The following is a 25,947-nucleotide window of genomic DNA, read 5'->3' as shown; positions in this document are numbered from 1 at the left end:
CACCCAGCGGCTATGATAATGCCGTCACCAACCGGTCCATAAATGAGTCGCATGAATCGCTGTCTCACACTCGCAGTGCTTGCTGTTCCTGTCGCCCTGCCGCTCGTCGCGCAGGACACCGTTCGCTTCGAACCAAAGATCGCGCAGCCGACCTTTGCCGTACGCGAGCCCGTTCTTCGAATCAAGCCGAAGACAGTCCTCATTTCCCGCACCAACTTCGGGCCCTACTACACTGAGGCAGGTGGTGCATTTCCCGGAGAAGTAGGGCCGATATATATCGAAGGCGCGACGACCAATGACATCCTCGTTGTCAAGATTCGGCGCGTACGGCCTAACCACGACATCGCGGCCGCTCAGATCTATTCGGACTTTGGCGGACTGGCGACTGAAAGCCGCGTCCGGATGCTCAATGACCCCATCAAGCCGCGGCGCTACATCTGGCGGCTCGATCGCAAGCGCAACACAGCCACGACGGATCTGCCCGACAGCCGGATGAAAAAAATCGAAATCGATCTCCAGCCGATGCTCGGCCGCGTCGCGGTCGCTCCCCGCGGCGCTGAGGCGTTCAGCGGAATCTGGCCCGGCAACTTCGGCGGTAACATGGACGCACCCGAGATTCGGGAAGGCGCTACCGTATATCTGCCGATCTTTCACGACGGCGCGTACTTCTACTTCGGCGACGGCCATGCACGGCAGGGTCACGGCGAAGTGGCCGGAACGGGGCTCGAGACGTCGATGGACGTCGTGCTGGAGCTCGACCTGATCAAGGGCAAAACCATCGACTGGCCCCGGGTGGAAAACAAGGATTACATCATGGTCGTCGGCTCGGCGCGTCCGCTGATGGACGCATTCCGGTTGGCGCACGTGGAGTTGATCGAATGGCTGGCCGATGAGTACGGGTTCGGCAAACTCGATGCGTATGCGCTGCTTGGCCAGGTAGGAGAAAGCTCCATCGCCAATGTCGTGGACCCGCTGTATTCGGTCGTTGCCAAATTTCCCAAACGCTTTCTGCCAAAATAAAGCGACGATGATTCTCAGTGATTCAAGCCACTGAGCGGCACCTCAACCAGGCGGTGGCCGCAAAATGAACGATCAACTAGTGGAGACATGGTCGATCCATAATAGGATCAATCAGTATTTGCTGAGCGCCGTTCCGATCGAAGCGCTGACGAGCGTCTCGGCATCGAAGGGTCGGAACGTCGCTGAACAGTTTGCCCATATCCACAACGTTAGACTCATGTGGCTGAAAGCGGGGCGCCCGAACTGCTTGCCGGTCTCGACAAGATCGAGAAAGAATCGGCGACTGACGTTGCCGTATTGCGCCGTTCGCTCGAGCTATCCGGTGCCGCAATCGCCGACTTGTTGAAGAGAGCTTTGGCGGGAGACGGAAGAATCAAGGGCTTCAAGCCGCACGCAGCTGCGTTACTCGGATACCTCGTCTCACATGAGTCTCACGACCGCGGCCAGATTGTTCTTACACTCAAGCAGGCCGGCCACCCCGTGGATAAAAAGACTCAGTTCGGATTGTGGGAATGGGGAGTTCGCTGACACGTCGATGAAATGCTCAGTCTTCATTGCAGCAAGCGTCGATGGGTTCATTGCGCGACCGGACGGCGATATCGACTGGCTGCTCAACCCCGAGTACGCTTCCGGCGCGGGCGGAGGCCCGTTCGGCTATGACGAGTTCATCGCGTCCGTCGACGTGCTGGTCATGGGGCGGAACAGCTTCGAGAAAGTATTGAGCTTCCCGACATGGCCCTATGACAAGACCCCCGTCATTGTGTTGTCGACCCGTGAGCTGGCGATCCCCGATCATCTCGCTGGATCGGTGACCGCCGAGAATTCGACGCCTCGGGAGCTCGTCGCGCGACTCAAATCCGAAGGTAGGACGCATTTGTACATCGATGGCGGCGTAACCATTCAGCGGTTTTTGCAGGCGAAGCTTATCGACGAGATGACCATTACCCGCATTCCTGTGCTCCTCGGCGAAGGTATCCCGTTGTTCGGGTTTATTGGAGGGGATGTGCAGTTGATTCATCGCGAGACGTTGAGCTTCGACAACGGGTTCGTTCAGACCAGGTACGGGGTACTGATTGCGAGCGCGCCAGCCAGGCGCCCGGAAAGCTGACGCACCGTGGGCATTTCGCCATAAGAAATCTCAAAGCTCAGGCGTCCGTGCTCGGCACGACGCTCATCCTGTTCTGGCTGGTCTTCGCCGCAAGCGGATTGTCCGGCGGAGCGCTTCTCACCTTCGGCGTAATTCCACGCACCATCGCCGGGCTACGCGGAATTCTCTTTGCGCCGTTCCTTCACGGCAGTCTGAACCACATCGTCGCCAACAGCATACCTTTTCTGATACTCGGCTGGCTGGTGATGCTGCGCGACGCGCGACATTTCATTCCGGTTACGCTCTACGCGATGCTGGGCTCCGGCCTGACCGCGTGGCTCCTCGGCGCGCCCGGCTCGGTTCATATCGGCGCCAGTGGCCTGATCTTCGGCTATCTCGGTTTTCTCATCCTCAGTGGATGGTTCGCGCGGAGCCCTGGCAGTATTGCCCTCAGTGTGTTCGTCACTTTCGTGTGGGGCAGCATCATCATCGGCGTGGTGCCGGGCGACGCTGGCATCAGCTGGCAGGCACACCTCGGCGGCTTTCTGGGTGGTGTAGCTGGCGCGCGAACATTCAGGCGTCACTCCCGTGTTCCAATCGCCCCAAAGAATGTGTAGCAGAAGACGCCCTCACTGATCCCTGAACCTCGCGCGCTGGACTCAGCGTCGCTGGATTCTGACGGGTCGGCTTTTCTCAGTTTGCGGTTGCTGAAAACGGATGTCTGACTTCAGGCCGCCTCAAAACTGTGCCTTTTGAGCACCCCGGAACTGTGCAACTTTCGCTGATATAGCAGAGTATCCACACCCGTGACCGCCGCCGCCTCGTCCCGCTCACTTGCCGACCACTGCGCAACACTCGCTGCCTGCCAGCGATGCCAGCTCGGCGCCGACATCCGGCCGGTAGTATCCCGCGCCATCAACCCGCGCGCAATGCTCGTAGGTCAGGCACCGGGAAAAATCGAAGCGAACGGCGGAGTACCGTTCTCGGGCCGTGCCGGCAGGACTCTCTTTCGATGGCTGGAACGCGCGGGCATCGACGAAACCACGGCGCGTGAGAACATCTACATCGCCGCCATGACTCGCTGCTTTCCCGGCACGCATCCGAGCGGTCGCGGCGATCGCGTACCGACCCGCCAGGAGCAGGCCCGTTGTGCCGATTGGCTGGACGAGGAGTTGAGAATCATCGGGCCATGGCTGCTGATTCCCGTCGGTAAACTTGCGATCGAGCGCTTCCTGCCGCGCTCGCCTCTGTCGGAAGTGGTAGGAACGAAGCAGACCGTCGCGCACGCTGGCGGACGGTCTGTGGTCATTCCTCTTCCCCATCCATCAGGCGCGAGCAGCTGGTTCTACCAGAACGACAACATGCTCCTCGTCGATAAGGCCATCGCCCTGATCGCCGCCGAGCTCAGCGCGATGCGGTAGACGCTGTCGCAAGCCGTTCGATAACCAGCGCCAGCGCATGGACCCGTGCCGCGTCTGGCGCGCCTCGCATGTCACCGTGCACCTGGGTACCCAGGAGCGCGAGCGCCGCTCGCTGGTCTGCCCCGCCTAGCTTCTCGACCCGGTCGAGCTCGCGGGCGATAGCGGTCGACCGTGCGCGCGAGAGACCATTGCCGCGCACGAGCTGATCGACGTAGGCGCGTGCAACCACGAACCGTGCGGGCCACACCAGTTTCGGCTGTTCCTGCGCGTTCAGATAATCGAAACGCACCAGCTTCGCGGCATCGATCTCATTCTGCGACAGCAAGCCGCTGGGCCTCAACGCCAGAATATCGAGGCCGCGGGTGATCTCGGAGCTCACGATGTATCCGTTATACCAATAGCTCGACCACGATCCGGCGGTGAGAAGCTTTGTTGCGTCCATGGGCCCGCGATCGAAGTACGCGATTTCCTTCGGGTTTGCTGCATCGGTGAAATCGAACACCGAAATGCCACCCTGATACCACGCCTGAACCATTATGTCACGTCCGGGCACTGGAATCAGCGATCCGTTGTGTGCCACACAGTTCTCGGTCGCCGTCTGCGGTGCGGGCAGTTTGTAATAGCTCTTGAACGCCATGGTTGCGCCAACGCGCGTGAAGATCGCGTTTGCGCCCCACTCGGGTTTATCAGTCGGGCGACACCTGGGTGCGGTGCCACCGCCCCACTCGTCGGTAAACAAAACCTTCGAGCCATCGTTGTTGAATGTCGCCGAATGCCAGAACGAAAAGTTCGGGTCACTTACGGCAGAGATTCGTTTCGGATTTGCGACATCGCTGATGTCGAGCAGATGTCCGTATCCACCACATGCGCCGCCGGCAAGGCCGATCGCGGGATACACTGTAATGTCATGGCACTGGGTACTGGTTCGTCCCTCCCTCAGCGCGGCACCCGTATCGGCGTGCGTCATTACCGGCGCAAGATTGGCGAAAATTCGCGGCGAGCTCACGATGCGCGCCTGCTGGGGCGCAGCGACCGGCACCTTGATGACTTCGATGCGGAACAGTGCGGTGTTCGGGTCTTCCGCAATCGTCTTGCCCGAGCAGCCTTCGAGCTCGCCGACCGGCCGAACTGGTCCCGAGCCCGAGATATAGATGTAGACGTTCTCAGCATCCTTCGGATCGGTTACGACCGTGTGCGTGTGCGAGCCGCGGCAGGTCTGAACCGTGTGCAGGAGTTTTGGCTTTGCGATGTCGGTAATATCGAAAATGCGGATACCGCGCAGCCTGTCCTTGCTCACTGTATCTGTCGATGCCTGCATGCCGCAGTCGCTGCGGCCTCGCTGATCCTCCGAGGACATGAACATGAGGTTGCGATATACCGAAACGTCACCTTGCGAGCCGGGACAGACATAGGACGTGCGCAGCGTCGGCTTCCGGGGGTTCGAGATGTCCCACACCTGATATCCGCTGAAGTTGCCCTGAATGGCGTAGTTGCCAATAAACGCGAGATCTGAGTTCCACAGGCGGGAGTCGGCGGGAGTGCTCTCGTTAAAAAACGCCTTCGATGGCTTTTGCTTCGAAATGACGTCGAGATTCCAGACCGCCTCGCCGGCGTTCATCCATCCCGCGCCGAGTCCGACACGGCGGTCGGGGCTGGGAGCTGTCGTCGACATATCGATGGGAGATGGGGCCCTCCCGGCGGAAGATGATGGCGCGCAGGCCACAGCTGACAGCGTTCCGGTCGCCAGTAATAACGAGAGACAGCGGCGGGTTCGCGCAACCGCGACGGACCTTCCGGGCAGTGATTCGGAGTTCATGGGAAATTCAGTTCGAGTAGACAGCGAGAGGGCATTGCTGCGTGGGTGAAACTGGTCGCTAGTCCGGTTTACCGGAAGGTGTCGCCGCCAACATTACGCGCATGCGATTGATCTCTGTTGTCTGATCGACGTTCACGTCGGCGGCAAAGCGGTAGATGTCCACATTTCCGGCGGCGCCCGGCACCGCCAGCAACTGCGACACCATCGTCACCGCGCCCTGATGATGCTGGATCATGAAGGTAAGGAAAAGCCGGTCGAAGTCGGATCCTGTCGCACGCGTGAGCTGAGTCAACTGCGCCGGGCTCAACATCCCGGGCATCATGCCGCCCGTGGCACCCTTGCCGGGCATGGTCATTCCAGGCATGGTCATCCCTGCGTGATCGTGGTGCGCGGTGGTGTCGGGGACAGTTTCGTTGCGGTCCGCAAGCCAGCGCTGCATCAACGAAATCTCGTCGCGCTGCGATACGCCGATTCTTTCAGCGAGGATCCGCACGTCTGGCCGCGCGCCACGGCTCGGAGCGAGGGCGACCATGGTCAACGCCTGGGTGTGGTGGCCGATCATGCCTTGCATGAAGCGGACATCCGCCGCGGTGTATCGAGGCCGACCACTGTCTGCCTTTGCCTGCGCCGCCGGCGTGACGGTCGAGCCGCCCTGAATCATGGGACGGACTGTGTCCGGAGCAGTCCGTTGGGTCGAGGCACTACATGCGGTAACGACGATCAAGGCCACCAGCGTCGCTGGGTTCATTGGCCAAGTTGACTTCTTCATTTGATCCATAACCTCAACTTTCAGGCTTCATCGCGGCGCGCACGAGTGACCTTCCGCGACCACACACAGTGTGCATCGACTCCGGGCGAATGATATCCCTGCGAAACTGCACGTGGCGGCACTTCACCACTGCAACATCCAGGCGTCCATTCGGGGTTTTGTACCCGGAAAGCGCAGATTGGTGGCGTGGGCCGGCTTGACTCGGCATTTCCACCGCTTACCCGGTATCCCCAAAGTAGTTACGAAGCGAGATTCGAAAAACTCGTCCATGCCTGGTAGTTTCTCCCGATGAGCTCAACCATCACCTTCATACTCTCATGGTGGCTCCGATGACGACCGCTGGCCACGCGTACCCGTTTCACCCAGAGTGCCGTTTCGCCGAAGCACCGATGAGGCAAAGAGCATGACAGGCGATACCGATCCCGACCGCCTTTTCAAGCGCCTGTGGTTCATCAACGGGATCGTCTTGCTCCTCACACTGTTGGTCGTGCTTTCTGCAGCGAGCATGCTGTGGTTCGGCGGACGGCGGGGACGTAGCGAAAATATCGTGGCGGCGCCGGGCAACACGGGCGCGCGCGACACTCGCACGATTCGCTTCGATGTTCCGGTGCGCATCCGCGGAACCGACCTGATGATCATCCTCGTCCGCAACGGCAGCGGATTTCAGCCTGGTTCATCCAGCGAAATCCCGCCCTTAGGTGCTTACGGCAGTGATCGTTCGAACGGTCCGATCGTCAACGTGATCTTCATGTCGCCCACGGACGGCGAAGCGCGGCTGCTCTTCGATCGGCCCGCATATATTTCCGGCGTCTCGTACCCCGCGCTTCGGGGCGCTGGTGCGGACTCCACCCAGACGTGGATTACCTACCAGGCTGCCTTTGACGACACGAATGGAGACGGGGAACTCGACGGTGATGACCAGCGGCTGCTCTTCGTAAGCGATCTCGACGGAAGGCGCCTGCGCCCCGTCCTGCCCCCGGGATGGTGGCTCAGCGACTTTCGTCCAATGGGTGACCGGCGTTCAATTGCAGCCACTGCACTTCAGGCTTCCGCGGCCGGGCAGACCAACTGGGATTCACGCACCGCAATTGAGCAGGGCTTCATCTTTGACGTAATCACAGGCGAACTCAAATCCCTGGCGTCCATTGATTCACTCGTAGCGCGGGCCGGCAAACTTCTGCGAAAGCAATAGCAACCTCGGGCACCGGTGAAAACTGACGATTTCGTCACCCATGGCCCCGCCTCGACCAGATTGTCGCGCAGCAGTCTGGCGCCGGGTATTTCATGCACCGGGTTCGCACCCTCCTGCGCTTCAGGGACTGGATCTTGCAAAATCCAAAGCCAACCGAACGTTCGTGACCCGCACGACCTACCGCCCGGAACGGGAAATATTCATATGAGTAAAGTGCAGATAATGCGCATCGGATTGATTACCGTCGTCGCCCTCGCGGCGGCATGCACCCAGCGCTCCTCCGAGCAACCGGACAGCACGCTCCCCCAGCCCTCCGCTGCAGCGGTGATAACCGGGCCTCCACTCGAGACTCGCGATGCGAACGGGCCTGACCAGCAGCCCGCGTTTCCCGGCCAGACTCGCGGCCCGTCCGTTCAGTCGAACGTCGCGTTCGATGTAAGCGTTCTCGCTACCGGACTCGAAAAACCCTGGGCAGTCGAACCCCTCCCGGGAGGCGATATTCTGGTGACGGAAAAACCGGGTCGTCTGCGCATCGTATCAGCCGCCGGACAGATTGGTGCGCCGATTGCCGGTCTGCCGCCGGTCGATGCACGCGGTCAAGGGGGACTGCTGGATGTCGCACTCAGCCCGCGCTTCGCGTCCGACCGCACAATCTTCTGGAGCTTCAGCGAGCCGCGCACCGGCGGCAACGCAACCAGCGTCGCGCGGGGTGTTCTCGCTGCCGACAGGTCGCGTGTTGAAAACGTACAGGTGATCTTCCGCGCGTTGCCCGTTTACAACGGAACAATGCACTACGGCTCGCGGCTCGTGTTCGGACCCGACAGAATGCTTTACATCACGCTCGGCGAGCGTTCCGACATGCAGATCCGGCCGCAGGCGCAGGACCTCGCCAGCCACATGGGGAAGATCATTCGTATCGCACCGGATGGCTCGGTGCCGCGAGATAATCCGCTCGTCGGGCAGTCGGGCGCACTGCCGGAAATCTGGAGCATCGGACATCGGAACGTTCAGGCCGCGGCGTTCGATTCGCGGGGCAGCCTGTGGGTCATCGAGCATGGGCCGCGAGGCGGGGATGAGGTGAATCGGATCCAGAAAGGAAAGAACTACGGCTGGCCCGTCGTTGGTTACGGAAGGGAATATTCACGCGGGCCAATCGCGGGTTCGGTCACCGCCCGCGCCGGTTTCGAGCAACCGGTCTACTATTGGGATCCGGTTATTGCTCCATCGGGCGCGCAGTATTACACGGGCAGTGCGTTCCCCGCGTGGCGCGGAAGTCTGTTCGTTGGAGCAATGAAGGAGAAGCGGCTGGTGCGCCTCAATATCGCAAACGGCCGGGTTACGGGAGAAGAGCATCTGCTGGTCGACCGGGGCAAGCGGGTGCGCGATGTGCGGCAAGGGCCGGACGGCGCGCTTTACATCGTGACCGATGAATCCAACGGGGAGCTATGGAGGGTGGCACCCCGCCGTTGACGGGGCCGTGTGAGATCGTACCCGCGTCGCGGCCGTAAACTCGCATTGCCGCGCAGGGACTCCAGGCTGCGGACTGACTTCGGAACTGCGGATTGACTGCGAACTACAGTCCTCAACCGGCCGGCAGTCTCCCTGCGGCCCGCCGCTCCTCATACGCCCGCAGGTGAGTGAAAGCCAGCGACAGAATCGTATCATCAAGCCCATGCTTTCTCGCCTTGGCCAGCATCCACCCCACCACGTGATCGCCCTCGACGGAACCCCCCGCCTCGAGATCACGAAGCATTGACGCGCTCCACGCCCCCGCCGGATCAGTGAGCCGGTCGCGTGCCCGCTGCATCACATCGTTCCGCAAAATGAACCCCTCCCGCTTCGCGATCTCGATATTCACGGCGAGGGCGCGCTCCATCGCATCCCGCCCGCCCGGCGACGCCAAAATCTCCCGCACGTTGGCGCGAAAAAGGCACGTTGCCGCCGCCAATACCGAGAGAAACGCGACCTTCTCCCACATGCTCAACAAAATATTGTCCGACATCTCCCAATCGACCGTCGACTGGGCCAGCACGCCCGCCAGTGCCTGTGCACGCGGCGAGATCGAACGGTCTCGCTCGCCGAAGATGATCCGCTGAAGGCTGCCCGCGTGGTTGATCGTCCCGCTCCTGTCGAGCGCAACGTCGATCAGGCACGTACCACCCATTACCGCCGACTGTCCAAAGCGCTCGTCGAGCCGGTCGAGATGTGCGATGCCATTGAGCATCGGCACAATCGCGCACTGGCCGTTCATCGCGGGCGCAATGGCCTCCATCGCCGGCTCGAGGTCGTACGCTTTGCACGTGAGAAGCACGATGTCAAAGTCTGCTTCCGGCGGCGCAAGGACGGTTTTCACCGGCAGTTGAACGTCACCGAGCGGACTGCGGATGACCAGACCGTCCGCCTCGAGCTGCGCTTTCCGTCGCGGCCGCACAAGGAACGTTACGTCGGCCCCGGAAGCGGCCAACCGCCCGCCGACGTAGCCACCAATGCCGCCGGCTCCGAGTATGAGAATCTTCAATCGCGGTGACTCCGATATAGGTCGTGACAATGTGCTTCGCGACACCAAACATATATTGCGAGGCGGCATGAATCACAAAGCCTCGAACCCACGCTCGCCGGAGCACATCAGCCACTTCCGAAGCGCGCTCCTCGACTGGGCATGCGAGCCGAATCGCGATGAATCGTACTTTACTTATTTTCGAAATGGCACGCTGTCATCCCTCAGCCCGCCCCAAGCGTTCTCGGCTATCGACGAGGCAGTGTCACTGCTCCTCGAGCAGGATAATAGCTACCTCCGCTATCAATGCGGCCTGCTGGTGTTCGTTCTCGCTCGACAGGCCGCGACGACTGAGCTCTCTCCGCTATTCGAGCGCGAATGGCACCGCATCATTCAGTCGGTGTCCCATGACGAATGGCTCGCGAATGAGCTGTGCCGCTGGTATCGCCGCGGCAAGTGACAACTGAGTCTGAGCCGTGCCAATGATCAACACCAGGCTGCTTATGGCGGCCAGCGGCGTTGCGATGGCCGTGGCCGGCGCAATGCTGATCTTTCTGCCAGATGAAATTGCGAAACTTCCTGCGTCTGCTTCAGACGGCGCCCTGCCCATCTTTCTCCAGCTTCTGGGAGCGCTCTACTTCGCGTACGGGATGTTGAACTGGGTGGCGAAGGCGAATCCGATGGGCGGCATTTATGGGCGTCCTATCGGGCTGGCAAACCTGGCCCACTTCACCATCGGTGCGCTTGTGCTCGCCCGTTACGCGGTGAGCAACACAGCCCTGCTGTCGGTTGCCGCGACAACCATCTACATAATTTTCGCCGTTCTTTTTGCTGCCGTGGTCTTCGGACCCCCGCCGATCGCCAAAACCCCTTAGCGCAGCAACCGACCGCCCGCGCTACATCTCGTGGATTGTCTTGAGCCCGACAATTTTGAGCTTCCTCACCGACTCGGGCAGCTTGAGCAGTGTGCTGTCACCGACGCACCGGCCGACCAGTGACAAGCCGATTGCCGACGACATGCTGACATGTCCGTCCTCGAGCTCCACCGAATCGCCGAAAACCATGCTGTACTTTTCCTTGACCCCGGTCTTCTCGTCCTGCACCATTACTTCAGAACCCAGTCCCACCTTGTCGGACGGAATCTGCGTGATGTCGATCGACGAGAGTTTGCTCAGGCGCTGGTGGAGTTGCCCAAGCCTGGCCTGAACAAATTGCTGACGTTCGAGGGCTGCCTTGTATTCGCTGTTCTCCTTCAGGTCACCCATCTCGACCGCACGCGTGATCTCGGCGGGAAGCACGATATTGAGCTCATGTTGCAGCTTTTCAGCTTCCGCGGCGAGCTTGATTTTCAGTTCTTCAATCATGGTTTTTGGCGTGACGCCGCAAAAACGGTTAGAAAAAAATGGGCGCCCGCTCTTTTGGAGGGGGCGCCCTGTGACGCAAACTAGGCACGGGGGCAATGCATCGCAATCCGGTAGCACGCCCGGAACACACCGCTAACCGTCGAAACCAGTCAATTTGGTAATGTGAACCGGAGAAAATCTCTGGAAACAAACGCTATTCCGCGGGAGAGATCAGCGTGGATGACCGGCGGTCCCTATACATCAGCCGCGGCATTGGATATCTCATTCAGGTACGGTTCAACGCGCGACCCGAGATCACCCTGTTCACGCTCCGCGCGGCCATTCCCCGAAAATTCGACAACATGAACTTTCCGCTCGAGCTTCGATTCAAGATCATCGCAATCGCGTCGCAGATTTCGGTGCGGGATTCCTCCGGTCTTCTCCTCTGCTATGTCAAACAAAAAGCTTTCAAGCTGAGGGAGACGGTTACCATCTTCGCGGACGAAGAACAGACGCGCCCGCTATACACCATGAAGGCCGACCGGGTGTTCGACATCTCGGCTCAGTATCACATCGAAGACATGGCGGGACAGCCGATAGGCATGATCAAGCGCCATGGCATGCGGTCGTTCTGGCGCACGCATTACGAGGTGCAGAGGGACGGCGGGCCGGTGTTCGACATCCGGGAAGAAAACCCGTGGATCAAGGTTGCCGACGCAGCGTTCAGCGAAATTCCTGTGGCAGGCGTGCTCTCCGGCTATCTGTTCCACCCCGCGTACCGGCTCTCCTCCTCCGCAACCGGCACGGCCGTGCTTCGAGCGCAGAAGCGACCGGCATTCTTCGAGGGTATGTACAAGATCGAAGCGCTGGGTGCGATGAACAGCGACGACGAACTACTTGGCATGTTGAGCATCGTGATGATGCTGCTGCTGGAGCGGCAGCGCGGTTAGCCGACTCCGGGTCACCGCCGTCACTCACCCTTTTCTGCGGTCGGCCCCACCCCAGGCGCGCTTCGTGGTGATCAATGTCTGCGATTCATAGGCGGCGATTACCGCGGCCGCCGCTTCGGCGGGGTCGTCGGTGAGAATCATCAGATCGATGTCGGCCTTCGATATTTTCTTTTCAGCGAGCACACGGGTCTGCAGCCATCGCAGCAACCCCGCCCAGTAGTGCCGCCCGAAAAGAATCACCGGGAACTGATAGATCTTTCCCGTCTGTATGAGCGTAATAGCCTCGAAGAGCTCGTCGAGAGTTCCGAATCCACCAGGAAAAATGATGAACGCCACCGAATACTTGATGAACATCGTCTTGCGGACGAAGAAGTAACGGAAGTTGACAAGTGTATCGACGTACGGATTCGCGCCCTGCTCGAACGGCAGCTCGATGTTGCATCCGATCGATCTGCCTCCACCGATCTGGGCACCCTTGTTCCCTGCCTCCATGATCCCGGGGCCTGCGCCGGTGATGATCGAGAATCCCGCTTCCGCGAGGAGCCGCGCGACTTCCTGCGCAGCCTTGTACTGCGGATCTTCCGGCGATGTGCGCGCAGACCCGAATATCGTGACGCCCCTCTCGACGGTCGACAGGGTATCGAAGCCTTCGATGAACTCACCGGCAATCCGCATTACACGCCACGGATCAGTCCGCGTGAAATCCACTCCCGTCGGTGGTTGTTGAAGGAGCTTTTCATCCTCCGTGATCGGAGGCACGTAAGTGCGAATCGCGTCGTCAATGCTCACCGTCGCGCCCGCCTGGCGCGCGGAGCTCTTGCGCGATGGAGGGGTGCGCCCGGCCGCCCGATGACCCGCTTCGGTGCGCTCCCGCATCCCGGCGCGGGATTCCTCTTCCGCCGATGTACGCGTCGCGACATCAGCTCGCTTTCCGGACGGTGTGCGTGGCTGCCGGGTCGCAGCAGCCGCTTTCTCCCTGACCTTCTTCGCCGGCACGGCGGCAATTGTTTTCTTTTTCGTCATATGGCCGCGAATAATGCGCGCAAGCGCGTGACACTCGCCAGTTGAAGCAATGTCAGTAGTCGTCATTGTCGCCGACGGAGCGCGGCCGGACACTCTCTCCAGTGCAATGGATCGAGGCCTCGTACCCGCGCTTGCCAGAATGCGTGAGGAAGGTGCCCTGCACACCGTCACGACGGTGTTTCCGTCAGTTACCGGACCAGCTTATGCCCCCTTCATCATGGGCAGATACCCCGGCCCGGTAGGACTCCCGGGCCTGAGATGGTACGACCGCGGGCGTACGACGTCGAGAATGCCCGGCAATTCGCGAAGCTATGTCGGCCCGGAGATGCGACACGTCGACACCGACCTCGATCCCGATGCACCGACGATGTTCGAGCTGGCAGGGTCGAGCATCGCCGCTCTAAATGTGATTGGCCGCGGACTCGCGCCCCGCGATCGAATTGGCCGAAGCGTCGGCTTTGCGGCCCGCGCCGCGCGAACCCATTTCAGCGGCAAGGTGGATGGATGGCTCGCAATCGATAAAGACATTGCGCGTGAGGTTGTCGACCGAATCCGGATCACTCGCCCCGACTTCACCTTCGCCGCCCTCACCGGCATCGACAAGACCTCTCACTCGGCCGGTCACGCGAGTACTTACGTGGAACTGGCGATTCAGATTGTGGACGATACCGTGGCCGCGATTCGCCGTGACGCGGAGCGTGCAAATACATGGGACTCCATGCATTTATGGGTGGTGAGCGATCACGGCCATTCTCCGGTCACGGCACACGATGACCTCGACGCATTCATAACCGGCATGGGATTCAGAACGATTGCCCACCCCTTCGTCTATTCGATGCGGGGTGAAGTGGCAGTGATGGTCAGTGGTAACGCGATGGCCCACATCTACCTCGACCTCCAAAAGCGTGACCGACCCTGGTTGTCACAGCTCGACGGTCGGTGGGCGGAGCTCCGGGACGCCATGCTGGCCCGGGAATCGGTAGACGTCATGATTCTTCCCGTGGCGCCCGGCTGCTGTGAAGTGCACGGCCATGGTCGAGGCAGTGCCCTGATGAAATGGCGGGACGGTCGTATTTCCTACGATCCGGACACGGGCGATCCGCTTGGTATCGGCCCTCAACGCGGACTCGACGAATCCGCGGCTTACGATCTGACTATCGCCAGTGACTATCCTGATTCGCTGGTACAGATCTCACGACTGTCCGATTCGCCGCGCTCTGGCGAAATCATCCTCTCGGCGGCCCGGAACTGGGACTTCAGGGCGAAGTACGAGCCAATTCCGCACACATCGTCACACGGGGCGCTTCACCGCGAGCACATGCTCGTGCCCTTACTGATGAATCGGCGCCCGGCGTCAATTCCTCGCCGCACGGTCGATGTCATGCCGAGTGCGTGTCGTGCGCTGGGGATCCACGTCCCGCACGGGCTTGATGGCGTGCCCTTCGTCTAATCCGTGGTGAAATGAACCGGCGTACCGCTGGACGCCGACCGTGCAAGCTTGAGCGCGTCCCAGTTCGTGAGTCTGACACAACCATGTGAGCTGGCGGATCCAATCGTTTCTGGAGTGGGAGTGCCATGAATCCCGACATGCGCTTTGGATAGTGCAATCCAGACTCTGCCAACGGGGGAATTCGGACCCGGCGGCAGCTTTGCCGTCGGTTTCGAGTCAGGCACATCGGCGAACAGCGTCGGATCGTAGCGGAAGACCGGATCATGCGCGATAGCCGTGACCCTGTAGTTGCCATTGGGAGACGGATCGTATTTCGATCCAAGTGTCGACGGAAAGTGGTAGAGCACCCTTCCGTCACGCGCCACGGCATGCACGTACGAACCCGTTTTCGAAACCAGGATCTTCGAGATGTTTTGCCGTGCCGCGCTGGTCGCTGTTTCGACAGCCGGCACCCAGATCCTGTCGCCCGGTTTGAGACCGGCAAACCCGACTCCGGGATTAAGCTTCCGCATCATCTCGAGACTGGTATGAAATCGCTCTGCCAGTTTCTCGCTCACCGAGGCGAAGCAGAGGCACTTCATTTTCGCCTGCTCGTAGACGTTCTTCGGCATCGTGACGAACGGACCTTTTAGCGCCTCTTCGTCAACAGTGAATGCGGTGACGAGCGGCCCCGTGCCCGCGACGGCCAGCAATGCGTTGTACGTCGCGGAGTCGACCACCGATGTCGCCGGCAGATTGCGGGAACTCTGAAACCAGCGAACCGCCAGCTCCGTGTTCCGGTTGGCGTGACCGTCAATCACGCCGGGCGAAAAGTGTGCACGGTCGAGCAGAATCTGGATGCGGGCGACCACGGGTCCCGCCGCTGACTTCAGCATCACTGTCGAGGGTGCCGCGTTGACGGCGGTCGGCGAGATGTCATCCACCGTCAACTCTCGTGACGATTCGGTGGGTGCTATCTCACCCGAGGGAACGGAGGCGCCGCGTGCGCAGGCCGCAAGCGAAACAGCGATCAACAGCGACGCAACCGCTGCCGGAAATCGTCCCGCCATTTGTGCTTCTGATCTTTCACAATTCACGATTTTCACCACTGGTGCAGGCTGCCTGCAGAATTTTCGGGCCGAAGGTCGCCCCCGTCACTCCTCCAACATACCCCGACGGACGACCCGCCAATCGGTTCCCGCTGCAACGACCGCGCCGACATACCCGGCGCCGAGATCGATCGAGACGACGGTCCAGCGCTCTGAAGTCTCCATTTTCGCGAGCCCGTGCCATACGCTGAGGCCCTGGGCCTTCGCATTGCCTTCGCGCGACACCCAGATCGACAGGAACGCAGGCGAACGTTCCTCCTCGGGCAGGTCGCACAGCATTCGATACTCCGCGCCTGAGAAAAATCTTTCCGCAAGCTGAACTGCTTTGGGAATTTTTCGCACCTGCTCGACATCGACTCCGATTGGTCGGCCCCTTGTCACTCCAATCAATGCCAGCGCGCCGGAGTGCGATGTATTGAACTCAAAACCAGATGAATTGGGCGCGGCCAGGGCCGGCTTCCCGTCGCCGGTCGTAGTGAACACAATATCTTTGGTCGGCTTGCCTAGGTAACGGGAGAGTATGCCGCGCAGGCTGCCGCGCGAGATCGCGTACTGTCGGGCGGCTTGCGGTTCGACGAATCGGGCCATGCGAACGACTTCCTCCGCCGACAGAATTGCCACGAATTTTTCCGCGACTTCGCCTGATACGTCGAGTGCGACCTCCCATAGGTCGACCTCGTTTTTCCCCAGCTCAATCGATGGGTACAATCTCAACCTCAGCCGTACCCTCGGATATTGTGAGCCGAGCGACGCTTGGGCTCAGATTGAATCGCCGGGCGCCGGCCGCGCCGGGGTTGACGACCAGACGGTTGGCCATCTTCGCAACGAGCTGCCGGTGTGTATGACCATAAATCAGGATCTGCTGTGGATAAAGAGCGAGAAGCTTCGCGGGCGAGGGGACCCCTGTCTCGTGGCCGTGGCTCAGGTGGACGCTCATTCCACCGATATCGAGTGTCAGCTCGCCGACGAGTCCCGGATCATCGATTGGGTCGGTATTTCCGTACACCGCGTGCACCGGCGCAATCAGACGCAGTTCGTCGAGGATCTCGTCCCCTCCCACATCTCCGGCGTGCAGAATCAGACTCACGCCATGTAAAGCCGCGTGAACCGAGGGGCGGAGAAGGCCGTGGGTATCTGAAATCAAGCCGACGATCGTGTGGTGAGGGTCGTTCTTCATCTCTTCTATATTACCTGAGCAATGTCATGGTTACGACTATCACTGCACCTCGCCGTTCGGGGATTGACACGTCCGCGGCTGGCGTCCGACCTGCTCAGGGTAGCGTGGAGATTCCGGTCACGCGGCTGGCATCGGCGGTTCCCTTTCCTGCCGCTTCCAGACGCCACCTATGTCCGCTGGCGGATGTACACTGCGTACGGAGCTCATGACGCGGTACCAACCGTTCACGAAGTCGAGCGATACGCACGATGGGCGGCAAGCGAGCCATGACCGCATTGTCGAATCTGATAAAGGGCCAGGCCTACGGGCTCGGTTTTGACCTCGTGGGAATCGCGACGCTCGGCCCCGCTCAAACGGCAGTCGCTAACGACGAGTGGCTCGAGAAGGGATATGCCGGAGAGATGGAGTACCTTCACCGTGGAGCTGCCAAACGCCGCGACACGCGGCTGCCATTTGCCGGAGCAACGAGCGCGATCGTCGTTGGACTCGACTACGGTGGCAGATCTCCGTCAGGCCCTGTCGCCCGTTATGCCCGGGGGGACGACTACCACGACGTAATGGTGCGGAGGCTCGATGCACTGCATGTCAGCATCGAAGTTGCCGCGGGCCATGACGTCGTCGGGAAGGCATACGTCGACACAGGGCCCATTCTCGAACGCGATCTCGCGCGTCGCGCGGGCCTCGGGTGGTTCGGCAAGAATACCAACCTGTTGAACCCCGGACTCGGCTCTTTTTTTTTCATCGGTGCACTGCTGATTGGTCTCGATGTCGAGCCCGACGCACCGTTCGACGAAGATCGATGTGGTACCTGCACCCGGTGTATCGACGCCTGTCCGACGCGAGCACTTGTCGAACCGGGGGTCCTCGATGCGACGCGCTGCATCTCCTATCTGACGATCGAGGCGAAAGGTGAAATTCCCATCGAATTTCACGACGCAATCGGGTCGCTGATTTACGGCTGCGATATCTGTCAGGAAGTCTGCCCTTATAACATCAAGTTTGCCCAGGAGTTGAAGGTACCCGAGTTCGAGCCGCGCGCTGCCATCGCGGGCAAGGATGCGGACACGCTCGCGCGGGACATTCTCGCCATGAACGACGAGGAGTTTCGGGTTGCATTCAGAGGTTCGCCAATGAAACGCGCGAAACTGCGGGGCCTCAGGCGTAATGCGGCAGTGGTGCTCGACAACGTGGGTGGGAAAAGCTAAATGCCGAAATCACCGCCGTTGCGAGCCTTGATTTGTCCTGGAACCCTGCGCCAGCTGTATGAGTTTTTTCTCATTGTCGATTCCGTGCATTCTCGTTCGACGTGTAGGTAGAGCTTATGTTCAGCCGGCGTGGTGCCGGAGGAAGTTCTGACCATCGACACAAAAGGAGATATGGCAATGCGGTTCATGATTCTGGTTCCGGCGGACAAGAATAGCGAAGCGGGGGCGATGCCGGACGAGCAGATGCTCGCTGCGATGGGGAAGTACAACGAAGAGCTGGTAAACGCTGGCGTGATGCTTTCGGGCGATGGCCTGCACCCGACGTCAAAGGGAGCCCGCGTCAGATTCGAGGGCGGGAAGCCGACGGTCGTCGACGGACCGTTTACCGAGGCGAAGGAGCTTATCGCAGGGTTCTGGATCTGGAAGGCGGATTCGCTCGCGGAGGCAATAGACTGGGTGAAGCGCGCTCCGTTTGGCGGGGGCACGTCGATCGAGATCCGTCAGATTTTCGAGGCAGAGGATTTCGGCGCTGAGTTCACACCGGTGCTCCGGGAGCAGGAACAGCGAATCGCCGCGCAGGCTGCCGAGAACGCAAAGCGCTGAACGGGAGAAATGACGATGAGATTCATTAGCCTGCGCAAGGCAGACAGCGATACGGAGGCAGGCATGATGCCTGGCGATGAGCTGATTACCGCGATGGGGAAGTACAATGAGCAAATGATCAAGGCTGGCGTGATGCTGGCTGGCGACGGATTGAAGCCCAGCTCGGCAGGAACCCGCGTGAAGTTCTCCGGTGGGAAGCCGACTGTGACCGACGGTCCATTCGCCGAGGCCAAGGAGCTTGTCGCGGGATTCTCGATCGTCGACGTGAAGTCGAAGGAAGAGGCGATCGAGTGGGTGAGGCGCTGGCCGCCCATGGACGGAAATGGCAACGTCGAGATCGAAATACGTCCGCTCTACGAACTCTCAGACTTTGGCGACAGCGAGGCTCTCGAGAATCTGGGTCAGATCATGGGAGGGCTTGATACGCGGTGACCGGGAGGTCGCTGCATCCATAGCCGTCAGACCGCCGCGCATCGCAGCTTACCACGAAGGGGCGACGAAGACAGGCGACGCGCTGACGGCGGGCCCGCCGGCGGCCGGGCGGCTCAACCGCGCTCCGACCGATCATGGATAATATCTGCCACACCCTGGTCGGCGCCGCGCTCGCGCAGTCAGGGCTGAAAAAACGGACTGGGCTCGGCGCGGCGACGCTGATGATCGGCGCCAACTTCCCCGACATCGACGTGATCGCGATTCCACTCGGCCGCGCGACTGAGTTTCGACGGGGGTGGACCCACGGCTTACTCGCCCTCGTCGTCCTGCCGTTTGTGCTGACGATGCTGATGATCGCCTGGGACCGTTACAGGCGCCGGCAGGATGATGCGACCCGCGCTCCCGTTCTTCCGCGCGAATTGCTCCTCCTCTCGACGTTATCGATACTGACACACCCGACGCTCGACTGGATGAACTCGTATGGCATGCGGTGGCTCATGCCGTTCAGTGGCCGCTGGTTTTACGGAGACTCACTTTTCATCGTAGACCCGTGGCTGCTTGGCATCCTCGGGCTCGGCGTGTGGTTGTCGCGACGGCGAGAGAAAAACGACGCGGCGTACGCTTCGCACCCCGCGCGCGTCGCAACCGGAATTGCGGTCGTCTACATTGCGAGCATGATGGGCCTTCAGGAACTCGCCGAGCGAACGGTGCGTGACGAACTGGTTGGAAGCACAAAGGCGCGCGAGGCCCTGTTCGTTGTCGCATCTCCGGCGGATCCGCTGCAATGGCGCGTGTACGCCGACGACGGCGACCGTTATTGGCGGGGAACGCTATTATTTACGCGACGCCGGGGTGGCCGTCTGGCGTTCGCCGATGATTTCATCCTGAAAAACGCAAACGATCCGGCCGCGATAGCGGCTTCGAATACCGAGCGCGGGCGCCGCTTCCTCGACTGGGCGCGGCTGCCGTCGTACCGCATCGACCGCGAGTCGAACCCGACGCGGGTGCAGATTGTGGATGCGCGATATGGGGCACAGGTTGAGATACTACTGGACACTCAACGGTAAGCTGATCCGCGCGTGACGGTCTCCGATACCCATCGGACTATCGACGCCGTCTGGCGAATCGAGTCCGCGAAACTGATTGCGGGGCTGACGCGAATAGTGCGCGACGTCGGCCTCGCCGAAGATCTGGCACAGGACGCCCTCGTTGCGGCACTGGAACGATGGCCCGGGTCAGGCGTCCCCGCTGTATAACTGTGCAACAGGCATGGCGAAGAACGGATACGGGGTGTTGGAGGCATTCGCCGCAATGGTGGCAAGGACTACCAGAAAGCCTGAACCAATAGTTGCCTGAACGTTGCTCCCACGTCTGCCGTTGGCCAAGTGTACTCCCAACGGAAGCAGTATCGCTTCCCCCACCAATCCAGAAATGAAAATCGTTGACATGTTGGCAGTACGCCCATCCGCGATGAGGATGCCCGAAATGAACCCGATGGTGCCGAATCCTAAACCTGACAATATCATCAGCTCGGTTCGAGACGAGTTTTTCTCTGATTGAGACGCCGGACGGTTAAAGCGGCGGCCGTCGAAGGGTGAACTCTGCGATATGTATCCTGCCGATATGCGCTGTGCCCGTACCTCTGCCAAGGGCAGCGAGACAGCCACCAGAGCGAGAAATGCCATGCGCACGAATGCGAAGCCGTTCGTCAGTCTCATCATGTTGCGGTCATCTTTAACGCCGGTCACGCCAGCGCGCAATAAATATTGTAGTGGTTCAGCGGAAACCGGACTTTAGAAGTATCTGAAGACGTTACACTTTTCCCTCGAACGGCGAGAGACCGGACTTTGGAGGGAGAGTGCGATGAGTCGGACAGGCAAAGCGCGGCGTCGCTTGAGCGCCGAGGAGAAGTTGCGCATCAGGCGAGGAGGCACGACAACCGCAGACGACCGTGGCTGAGGTGTTGTGGCGGCACCAGCTCGACGCGACCACCTTTTATCGCTGGGAGGGGGAGGCCAAGGCAGCGATTCTAAGGACGCTCGGCGAGCGGCCACGCGCACGTGAGGACGAAAAGGATCGCGAGCTTGAACGCCTCAGGCGTGACATCGAGAAGAAGAGCCGGATAATAGCGGAGGTGGTTGAAGAGAACCTCGCGCTAAAGGGGGGGTCTGGGTAGCGTAGGGCGCCTGCAACACCGGTCGATTATTTTTCCACGCCATCATTTTACCCGGGAGGCAAGCTGCACAAGAGACTTGAGGATTCCGTATCGGGCTCGTATAGAATTGACAGGGAGCTTGGTCGCGGCGGCATGGCGACGGTCTATCTCGCACACGACATCCGGCATAACCGGCGTGTGGCGCTGAAGGTCCTGCACCCCGACCTCAGCAGCTCCATCGGGCCCGACCGTTTCCTGCGCGAGATCCAGCTCGCCGCGCGTCTCAACCATCCACATATCGTTCCGCTTTTCGATTCCGGAGAGGCCGGAGGATTTCTCTATTACGTGATGCCCGTGGTCGAAGGTGAGACGCTCCGCGACCGCCTGCTGCGCGACGGACAGCTCCCACTCGACGAATCGCTTCAACTCGTGCGAGGCATCGCATCGGCGCTTGACTATGCGCATCGCCAGAACATTGTCCACCGCGACATCAAGCCTGAAAATGTGATGCTGCAGGAAGGCGAGGCTGTCGTCATGGATTTCGGTATCGGAAAGGCCGTGAGCGCTGCGTCCGACGACACGCTAACTCAAATGGGAATGGTTGTCGGGACGCCGGCGTACGTGAGCCCGGAGCAAGCGGCCGGAGAGACGCAGGTCGACGGAAGAAGCGATCAGTACAGCCTTGCATGCGTTTTATACGAGATGCTCTCGGGGAAGAAGCCTTTCACCGGTGCCACAGCGCAGGCGGTTCTCAGCAAGCGATTCAGCGAGCCAGTCCCTTCCCTGCGCGCCGTCTTCAACACCGCGCCGGACGAAGTCGAGAACGCGGTGTTCAAGGCTTTGTCGAAAGATGCGACCGAGCGTTTTCCCACGACGATGGAATTCGCTCGCGCGCTCGTGGCGAGCCACCTCTCGACACCCGACGGAAGTCCTCTTCAAGCTGGCGGCGCTGGCAAGTCCATCGCCGTGCTCCCGTTCACGAACATGAGCGCAGACCCCGAGGGAGATTTTTTCGCTGACGGAATTGCTGATGAGATCATAACTGCGCTCTCGAAGGTCAAGGCGCTCCGGGTAGTGTCACGCACCTCGTCATTCACCTTCAAGGGAAAGAACGACGACATCCGCGAGATCGGCCGCAAACTGCAGGTGTCGACGATTCTCGAAGGGAGCATTCGGAAGGCGGGCAAGCGACTGCGCCTGAACGCGCAGCTCGTGAGCACAAGCGACAGCTCGCAACTGTGGGCTGAGCGGTATGACAGGGAACTCGAGGACGTCTTCGCCATTCAGGACGAGATTGCTACGAGCATCGTCGCCGCGCTTCGCGTAGTTCTCACCGAGGACGAGAAGAAGGCAATCGAGCAGGTCCCGACCGCGAACATTGATGCATACGAGTACTACCTTCGTGGACGACAGTTCTTTCACCAGCACCGGCGCCGCGCACACGAATTCGCGCGACAACTCTACGAGCGGGCGATCGAGCTGGATCCGGGATATGCCCTCGCGCACTGCGGAGTAGCCGATTGCTGCTCGTTCCTGTATCAATACTTCGACGCGTCGGCGGACAACCTTCGCAAGGCCGATTCTGCCAGCCGCCGCGCATTGGATCTCGCACCGCAGCTTGCAGAATCACACGCGTCCCGTGGATTAGCGGTTTCGCTGACTGGACATTTCGATGAAGCGGAAAAGGAATTCGAGGAGGCCATGCGCCTCAATCCAAAGTCATTCGAAGCGGCTTACTTCTATGCCCGATCCTGCGCGGCACAGGGAAAGTCCGATGACGCCGCGAAATGGTACGAGCGTGCGACGGCCGTGCGACCCGACGACTTTGCGGCACTGATGCTGCTTGGAGGCATCTATGCTGACCTCGGACGCGTCGACGATAAGACGCGAGCGATGCGCAGGTCGTACGATGCATCGCGAAAACATCTCGAGCTGAATCCCGATAATCCTCGCGCCCTTTACATGGGAGCGGCCGCGCTCATCGAGCTCGGGGAGCGCGACAAAGCCCTGGACTGGACTCGTCGGGCAGAGTCAATGGACCCCGATGATCCATCGGTTCTGTACAACATCGCCTGCGACTACGCCATGCTTGACATGCCCGCCGAAGGAATCAGAGCACTGACAAGAGCTATTGATAATGGGTTCGGGCACTGGAAGTGGATCGAGCATGATTCGACCCTCGACAAGTTGCGCTCGGAGCCGGGATTTGCGACCCTTCTCGCGCGCAGGCCTGTCGAGACACGAGCGGATTGAAAGGCACGGCATCCCGCGCGTGAAATTCAATACAGTTGCTAACCGGACTGGTTGGTCGCAGCTCCGGGCATGCGCAACAACCACTAAACGTCGCCGGCGGCCTTAGCCGCCAAGCGCAGCCAGTGCCTTTTTCGCGTCCTGCAGCCCCGGATTGAGCTTGAGCGCTGTTTGATACTCGCGTTTTGCAAGGTCGCGCGCGCCTTTTTTCTCGTGAATCATCCCCAGCCGGTAGTGCGCATTCGCGACGGCGGGACCTCCCTGTAAAGGGTGGGCGATATACCTCGTGAGCGCATCCACACCCCTGTCGAGATTCTGCCCCGAGAGTGAGGCAGTTCTCCCGAGCGCGTACAATGCAGAGGGATCACCGGGCTTCAGTTTCAGTCGCTGATCGATTACGGCGAAGGACTTGTCGTATTGTCCGTTAGTCGCGTAGAAAGCGGCGAGGGAGCTCGGACCCGCCGCGCTATCGGGATACGTCGTAGTGATTGACAACATCTCGCGCTCGACACAGACCTTGTCCTTCATCTCGCTACACACGCTGGCCACCGCGATCGCCCCGAGGTATGGATTGCGCTTCCTGATCTCCTGCGCCATCGCTCGCGCCTTTTCCTTGCTACCGCCGAGGAAACCGGGCGCCTGCAGGTAGTACTGGATCATGTCGGACTTTGCTTCGAGGTTGTCCGGATCAAGCGCAATTGCCTTCTCCCAGGCGGCCTTTGTCTTGTTGGCCAGGAAGGGCTGCTTGAGCTTGCTCGCCTTCTGCGCCTGCGTGCCGTACGCTCTGCCGAGCCAACCGTAGTAGACAGAGCTCCGTGGATTCATCGACACCGCTTTTTCGAGCCAGTCGACAGCCTTCGGTGCGTCGTTCTGCTCGAGGGCAATGCGGCCGAGAAGATATGCGGCTGGCGCCTCTCTTGAACCAACCGGCTGAAGCACTGCTCGGGCTTCGGCGTACCGCTTATCATCGAACAGCTTCTTTCCCTGATCGGACTGCGGTGACTGAGCGTCGAGCGGGGCGGCATTGGCGACGCCAAATGCCGCCAGCAGCAAAAATGTTTTCATCCGGGTTCCTGGGAGTATTGGCGAGGGTCACATGGACTACGCAGGAGGTCTCTCCGTAGTTCCGGCTCCACGCTACCAGATTCTGGTCGAGACCACTTCGCTGGTCGTGTCTCGCCCACGGCGAACCGTAAACACCGCGGTCGTGTCGAACCGGATCCAGCGCATCCCGTTCCTGAGGGCCAGCATCGACGGCGAGGGGTGAAGAAAAAGACCAGTTGCGTCAACGGTGTCGAGCGCCGTTACGCTGGCAAGATCACCCACTTCCCGCACGCGCGGCCGAAGCCGGGCAAGCGACTCGTCATAGTTGAGCGCAACGTCAACCCGAAGAGGCTCAGCGCCGGGCAACACGATGCTGCCTCCACGCACGAGCACATCGACCGCTGCACGCGCGTTGGTCGGTAGCGCATCGTATACCGCTGGATCAGCCGCAAGGTGACGCTCGGTGGCAATTGCATCGAGAGCGGAAAGAATCGCTGCGACATTCAGAGCGCGCAGCCGCTGCTTCTCCGGGTCATTCGGAAGCGCGCCGCTCTCGATGAGCACGGTGCTCGTTCCCCACTGCTGCATGAGATCACCAAACGCCCGCGGCTCGAACGCGTCGTTGTATTTCGCGATGCGTCCGGGAATCTCCGCCTCGAGAACCGACGCGATCTCCGCTGCAACGAGTCGTGCCGTCGTACGTGCGGGTCCGTAGGTCCGCTCCTCGTCGGCCGTCGGCGCGAGGAGCGCAATCGCAACCTGCCTGCCCGCCCCCTCCGAAAGTGTACGAGCGTTCTGGTCGTGCAGGTTAAACCCGAATTCAGGCTTGATCGAATCGCGCAGCGCCTTGAGCGCGCGGGCCTCCGGAGTCACGAGGCTGCGCGCATCGCGATTGATATCGACGCCTACCGCGTTCTCCCTTTGAAACAGCTCCGCACCATCCGGGTTCAGCATTGGAACCATCACGACCTTCAACCGGGATGCGATTCGATTGCGAAGCGGATCGACTATCGCTGCACCTCCGGCGAACCACGACATGAGGTCCGCAAGCGCCATTGTGGCGGTCGACTCGTCGCCGTGCATCTGCGACCAGAGCAACACGTTCACCGGTCCCGTACCATAGGTGATCGCACGGATTGGCCGCCCCTGAACGGAGCGGCCAATTTCCTGAACCGCGAGGTCGGGACGTCGAATTATCGGTTCGAGCGCTGTCCAAAGCTGCGCGTGGGTAAACTTGCGAGTGCTGATCGCGGCAACGCGGTGACGTTCTGATATGGCGCGGGCATGCATGGCGCAACACGGCGGCGTGACAGATGCGGTGCGACCGCGCACAACCCCTGAAATCGATCGGGCGCACGCCGCGATGATGACACCGAGAACGAGAAATTGCCAGATGCGTATGAGCCTGTTCATAAGTAGATGAGT

30 protein-coding genes are annotated in these 25,947 nt (G+C 60.5%); 19 read left to right on the top strand and 11 right to left on the bottom strand.

All coding sequences use genetic code 11. The annotated features are described in order from the left end of the window. Positions 1-42: 42 nt before the first annotated feature. From WKF55_01420 to WKF55_01400, 5 genes are all read left to right on the top strand, one after another. The gene (locus WKF55_01420) at positions 43-1,020 is read left to right on the top strand and encodes an acetamidase/formamidase family protein (protein ID MEJ7758229.1); all 978 of its coding nucleotides are present in this window, start codon (positions 43-45) and stop codon (positions 1,018-1,020) included. Positions 1,021-1,239: 219 nt separating this feature from the next. Beyond that, positions 1,240-1,548, top strand: a complete 309-nt coding sequence (locus WKF55_01415) for a DinB family protein (GenBank protein ID MEJ7758228.1) — start codon at positions 1,240-1,242, stop codon at positions 1,546-1,548. Positions 1,549-1,555: 7 nt separating this feature from the next. After that, on the top strand, positions 1,556-2,128 hold the full coding sequence (locus tag WKF55_01410) for a dihydrofolate reductase family protein (GenBank protein ID MEJ7758227.1): 573 nt from the start codon (positions 1,556-1,558) through the stop codon (positions 2,126-2,128). Positions 2,129-2,175: 47 nt separating this feature from the next. Beyond that, positions 2,176-2,724 carry a rhomboid family intramembrane serine protease gene (locus WKF55_01405; protein ID MEJ7758226.1) on the top strand — a complete coding sequence of 183 codons (549 nt, stop codon included), beginning with the start codon at positions 2,176-2,178 and terminating at the stop codon, positions 2,722-2,724. Between the two features lie 189 nt (positions 2,725-2,913). Then, the gene (locus WKF55_01400) at positions 2,914-3,528 is read left to right on the top strand and encodes a uracil-DNA glycosylase family protein (protein MEJ7758225.1); all 615 of its coding nucleotides are present in this window, start codon (positions 2,914-2,916) and stop codon (positions 3,526-3,528) included. Here the strand turns inward: WKF55_01400 and WKF55_01395 are convergent. Both WKF55_01395 and WKF55_01390 read right to left on the bottom strand, forming a co-directional pair. After that, on the bottom strand, positions 3,512-5,200 hold the full coding sequence (locus WKF55_01395; GenBank protein MEJ7758224.1) for a hypothetical protein: 1,689 nt from the start codon (positions 5,198-5,200) through the stop codon (positions 3,512-3,514). The two genes, WKF55_01400 and WKF55_01395, sit on opposite strands and share 17 nt — an antisense overlap. 202 nt (positions 5,201-5,402) lie before the next feature. Beyond that, positions 5,403-6,113 carry a DUF305 domain-containing protein gene (locus WKF55_01390; protein MEJ7758223.1) on the bottom strand — a complete coding sequence of 237 codons (711 nt, stop codon included), beginning with the start codon at positions 6,111-6,113 and terminating at the stop codon, positions 5,403-5,405. Between the two features lie 403 nt (positions 6,114-6,516). On the opposite strand from WKF55_01390, the gene WKF55_01385 reads away from it, so the two are divergent. Further along, on the top strand, positions 6,517-7,305 hold the full coding sequence (locus tag WKF55_01385) for a hypothetical protein (GenBank protein MEJ7758222.1): 789 nt from the start codon (positions 6,517-6,519) through the stop codon (positions 7,303-7,305). A 204-nt stretch (positions 7,306-7,509) separates the two neighbouring features. Then, positions 7,510-8,775, top strand: a complete 1,266-nt coding sequence (locus WKF55_01380) for a PQQ-dependent sugar dehydrogenase (protein ID MEJ7758221.1) — start codon at positions 7,510-7,512, stop codon at positions 8,773-8,775. 112 nt (positions 8,776-8,887) lie between these two features. On the opposite strand, the gene WKF55_01375 is transcribed toward WKF55_01380, so the two are convergent. After that, complete coding sequence (locus WKF55_01375) at positions 8,888-9,823, bottom strand: ketopantoate reductase family protein (protein MEJ7758220.1); 936 nt, start codon at positions 9,821-9,823, stop codon at positions 8,888-8,890. Between the two features lie 67 nt (positions 9,824-9,890). Between WKF55_01375 and WKF55_01370 the strand changes: the two genes are divergently transcribed. Both WKF55_01370 and WKF55_01365 read left to right on the top strand, forming a co-directional pair. Then, a complete protein-coding gene (locus WKF55_01370; protein ID MEJ7758219.1) occupies positions 9,891-10,262 on the top strand; it encodes a hypothetical protein in 372 nt (123 codons plus the stop codon). 16 nt (positions 10,263-10,278) lie between these two features. After that, positions 10,279-10,677, top strand: coding sequence for a hypothetical protein (locus WKF55_01365; GenBank protein MEJ7758218.1), 399 nt, complete (start codon positions 10,279-10,281; stop codon positions 10,675-10,677). 21 nt (positions 10,678-10,698) lie between these two features. Here the strand turns inward: WKF55_01365 and WKF55_01360 are convergent, their stop codons facing one another. Beyond that, entirely contained in the window at positions 10,699-11,166 is a 468-nt protein-coding gene (locus WKF55_01360; protein MEJ7758217.1) for a GreA/GreB family elongation factor, read from the bottom strand. A 215-nt stretch (positions 11,167-11,381) separates the two neighbouring features. On the opposite strand from WKF55_01360, the gene WKF55_01355 reads away from it, so the two are divergent. Then, positions 11,382-12,095 (top strand): hypothetical protein, encoded by a 714-nt coding sequence (locus WKF55_01355; GenBank protein MEJ7758216.1) that lies wholly within the window; start codon positions 11,382-11,384, stop codon positions 12,093-12,095. A gap of 24 nt (positions 12,096-12,119) precedes the next feature. Here the strand turns inward: WKF55_01355 and WKF55_01350 are convergent, their stop codons facing one another. Then, positions 12,120-13,118 (bottom strand): TIGR00730 family Rossman fold protein, encoded by a 999-nt coding sequence (locus tag WKF55_01350; GenBank protein MEJ7758215.1) that lies wholly within the window; start codon positions 13,116-13,118, stop codon positions 12,120-12,122. 49 nt (positions 13,119-13,167) lie between these two features. On the opposite strand from WKF55_01350, the gene WKF55_01345 reads away from it, so the two are divergent. Beyond that, positions 13,168-14,568: an alkaline phosphatase family protein gene (locus tag WKF55_01345; protein MEJ7758214.1), complete on the top strand. Its 1,401-nt coding sequence runs from the start codon at positions 13,168-13,170 to the stop codon at positions 14,566-14,568. On the opposite strand, the gene WKF55_01340 is transcribed toward WKF55_01345, so the two are convergent. From WKF55_01340 to WKF55_01330, 3 genes are all read right to left on the bottom strand, one after another. Further along, positions 14,565-15,617: a L,D-transpeptidase family protein gene (locus WKF55_01340; protein MEJ7758213.1), complete on the bottom strand. Its 1,053-nt coding sequence runs from the start codon at positions 15,615-15,617 to the stop codon at positions 14,565-14,567. The two genes, WKF55_01345 and WKF55_01340, sit on opposite strands and share 4 nt — an antisense overlap. Before the next feature lie 84 nt (positions 15,618-15,701). Continuing rightward, entirely contained in the window at positions 15,702-16,364 is a 663-nt protein-coding gene (locus WKF55_01335; GenBank protein ID MEJ7758212.1) for a 4'-phosphopantetheinyl transferase superfamily protein, read from the bottom strand. Further along, complete coding sequence (locus tag WKF55_01330; GenBank protein ID MEJ7758211.1) at positions 16,348-16,833, bottom strand: metallophosphoesterase family protein; 486 nt, start codon at positions 16,831-16,833, stop codon at positions 16,348-16,350. The genes WKF55_01335 and WKF55_01330 overlap by 17 nt, the downstream gene beginning before the upstream one ends. 21 nt (positions 16,834-16,854) lie before the next feature. Between WKF55_01330 and WKF55_01325 the strand changes: the two genes are divergently transcribed. From WKF55_01325 to WKF55_01300, 6 genes are all read left to right on the top strand, one after another. After that, positions 16,855-17,103: a hypothetical protein gene (locus WKF55_01325; GenBank protein ID MEJ7758210.1), complete on the top strand. Its 249-nt coding sequence runs from the start codon at positions 16,855-16,857 to the stop codon at positions 17,101-17,103. Then, positions 17,100-18,038 (top strand): tRNA epoxyqueuosine(34) reductase QueG, encoded by a 939-nt coding sequence (gene queG / locus WKF55_01320; protein ID MEJ7758209.1) that lies wholly within the window; start codon positions 17,100-17,102, stop codon positions 18,036-18,038. Before WKF55_01325 ends, queG begins: the two co-directional genes overlap by 4 nt. Positions 18,039-18,215: 177 nt before the next feature. After that, on the top strand, positions 18,216-18,641 hold the full coding sequence (locus WKF55_01315) for a YciI family protein (protein ID MEJ7758208.1): 426 nt from the start codon (positions 18,216-18,218) through the stop codon (positions 18,639-18,641). 15 nt (positions 18,642-18,656) lie between these two features. Beyond that, positions 18,657-19,073 (top strand): YciI family protein, encoded by a 417-nt coding sequence (locus WKF55_01310; GenBank protein ID MEJ7758207.1) that lies wholly within the window; start codon positions 18,657-18,659, stop codon positions 19,071-19,073. Positions 19,074-19,207: 134 nt separating this feature from the next. Continuing rightward, the gene (locus WKF55_01305) at positions 19,208-20,140 is read left to right on the top strand and encodes a metal-dependent hydrolase (protein ID MEJ7758206.1); all 933 of its coding nucleotides are present in this window, start codon (positions 19,208-19,210) and stop codon (positions 20,138-20,140) included. A gap of 12 nt (positions 20,141-20,152) precedes the next feature. Beyond that, positions 20,153-20,329, top strand: a complete 177-nt coding sequence (locus WKF55_01300; GenBank protein MEJ7758205.1) for a hypothetical protein — start codon at positions 20,153-20,155, stop codon at positions 20,327-20,329. Here WKF55_01300 and WKF55_01295 read toward each other — a convergent pair. Beyond that, positions 20,309-20,833 (bottom strand): hypothetical protein, encoded by a 525-nt coding sequence (locus WKF55_01295; protein MEJ7758204.1) that lies wholly within the window; start codon positions 20,831-20,833, stop codon positions 20,309-20,311. The genes WKF55_01300 and WKF55_01295 overlap by 21 nt on opposite strands. 191 nt (positions 20,834-21,024) lie before the next feature. Between WKF55_01295 and WKF55_01290 the strand changes: the two genes are divergently transcribed. Both WKF55_01290 and WKF55_01285 read left to right on the top strand, forming a co-directional pair. Continuing rightward, positions 21,025-21,249 carry a hypothetical protein gene (locus tag WKF55_01290; protein MEJ7758203.1) on the top strand — a complete coding sequence of 75 codons (225 nt, stop codon included), beginning with the start codon at positions 21,025-21,027 and terminating at the stop codon, positions 21,247-21,249. Between the two features lie 63 nt (positions 21,250-21,312). Further along, the gene (locus tag WKF55_01285) at positions 21,313-23,481 is read left to right on the top strand and encodes a protein kinase (GenBank protein MEJ7758202.1); all 2,169 of its coding nucleotides are present in this window, start codon (positions 21,313-21,315) and stop codon (positions 23,479-23,481) included. Positions 23,482-23,583: 102 nt separating this feature from the next. Here the strand turns inward: WKF55_01285 and WKF55_01280 are convergent, their stop codons facing one another. After that, positions 23,584-24,543: a tetratricopeptide repeat protein gene (locus tag WKF55_01280; protein ID MEJ7758201.1), complete on the bottom strand. Its 960-nt coding sequence runs from the start codon at positions 24,541-24,543 to the stop codon at positions 23,584-23,586. Between the two features lie 72 nt (positions 24,544-24,615). Next, complete coding sequence (locus WKF55_01275; protein ID MEJ7758200.1) at positions 24,616-25,935, bottom strand: M14 family zinc carboxypeptidase; 1,320 nt, start codon at positions 25,933-25,935, stop codon at positions 24,616-24,618. Positions 25,936-25,947 lie beyond the last annotated feature (12 nt).

This window comes from Gemmatimonadaceae bacterium (assembly GCA_037721215.1).
GTDB lineage: Bacteria > Gemmatimonadota > Gemmatimonadetes > Gemmatimonadales > Gemmatimonadaceae > UBA4720.
The sequence above is the reverse complement of the archived record's forward strand: the minus strand, read 5'-3'. Positions and strand labels throughout refer to the sequence as shown.

What these genes read in the sequence shown, in the direction of transcription:
- queG (MEJ7758209.1), top strand. Translation starts at nt 17,100, where the DNA reads ATGACCGCATTGTCGAATCTGATAAAGGGCCAGGCCTACGGGCTCGGT.
- WKF55_01370 (MEJ7758219.1), top strand. Translation starts at nt 9,891, where the DNA reads ATGAATCACAAAGCCTCGAACCCACGCTCGCCGGAGCACATCAGCCAC.
- WKF55_01420 (MEJ7758229.1), top strand. Translation starts at nt 43, where the DNA reads ATGAGTCGCATGAATCGCTGTCTCACACTCGCAGTGCTTGCTGTTCCT.
- WKF55_01385 (MEJ7758222.1), top strand. Translation starts at nt 6,517, where the DNA reads ATGACAGGCGATACCGATCCCGACCGCCTTTTCAAGCGCCTGTGGTTC.
- WKF55_01315 (MEJ7758208.1), top strand. Translation starts at nt 18,216, where the DNA reads ATGCGGTTCATGATTCTGGTTCCGGCGGACAAGAATAGCGAAGCGGGG.
- WKF55_01305 (MEJ7758206.1), top strand. Translation starts at nt 19,208, where the DNA reads ATGGATAATATCTGCCACACCCTGGTCGGCGCCGCGCTCGCGCAGTCA.
- WKF55_01340 (MEJ7758213.1), bottom strand. Translation starts at nt 15,617, where the DNA reads ATGGCGGGACGATTTCCGGCAGCGGTTGCGTCGCTGTTGATCGCTGTT.
- WKF55_01310 (MEJ7758207.1), top strand. Translation starts at nt 18,657, where the DNA reads ATGAGATTCATTAGCCTGCGCAAGGCAGACAGCGATACGGAGGCAGGC.
- WKF55_01390 (MEJ7758223.1), bottom strand. Translation starts at nt 6,113, where the DNA reads ATGAAGAAGTCAACTTGGCCAATGAACCCAGCGACGCTGGTGGCCTTG.
- WKF55_01350 (MEJ7758215.1), bottom strand. Translation starts at nt 13,118, where the DNA reads ATGACGAAAAAGAAAACAATTGCCGCCGTGCCGGCGAAGAAGGTCAGG.
- WKF55_01275 (MEJ7758200.1), bottom strand. Translation starts at nt 25,935, where the DNA reads ATGAACAGGCTCATACGCATCTGGCAATTTCTCGTTCTCGGTGTCATC.
- WKF55_01380 (MEJ7758221.1), top strand. Translation starts at nt 7,510, where the DNA reads ATGAGTAAAGTGCAGATAATGCGCATCGGATTGATTACCGTCGTCGCC.
- WKF55_01395 (MEJ7758224.1), bottom strand. Translation starts at nt 5,200, where the DNA reads ATGTCGACGACAGCTCCCAGCCCCGACCGCCGTGTCGGACTCGGCGCG.
- WKF55_01325 (MEJ7758210.1), top strand. Translation starts at nt 16,855, where the DNA reads ATGTCATGGTTACGACTATCACTGCACCTCGCCGTTCGGGGATTGACA.
- WKF55_01360 (MEJ7758217.1), bottom strand. Translation starts at nt 11,166, where the DNA reads ATGATTGAAGAACTGAAAATCAAGCTCGCCGCGGAAGCTGAAAAGCTG.
- WKF55_01280 (MEJ7758201.1), bottom strand. Translation starts at nt 24,543, where the DNA reads ATGAAAACATTTTTGCTGCTGGCGGCATTTGGCGTCGCCAATGCCGCC.
- WKF55_01345 (MEJ7758214.1), top strand. Translation starts at nt 13,168, where the DNA reads ATGTCAGTAGTCGTCATTGTCGCCGACGGAGCGCGGCCGGACACTCTC.
- WKF55_01330 (MEJ7758211.1), bottom strand. Translation starts at nt 16,833, where the DNA reads ATGAAGAACGACCCTCACCACACGATCGTCGGCTTGATTTCAGATACC.
- WKF55_01410 (MEJ7758227.1), top strand. Translation starts at nt 1,556, where the DNA reads ATGAAATGCTCAGTCTTCATTGCAGCAAGCGTCGATGGGTTCATTGCG.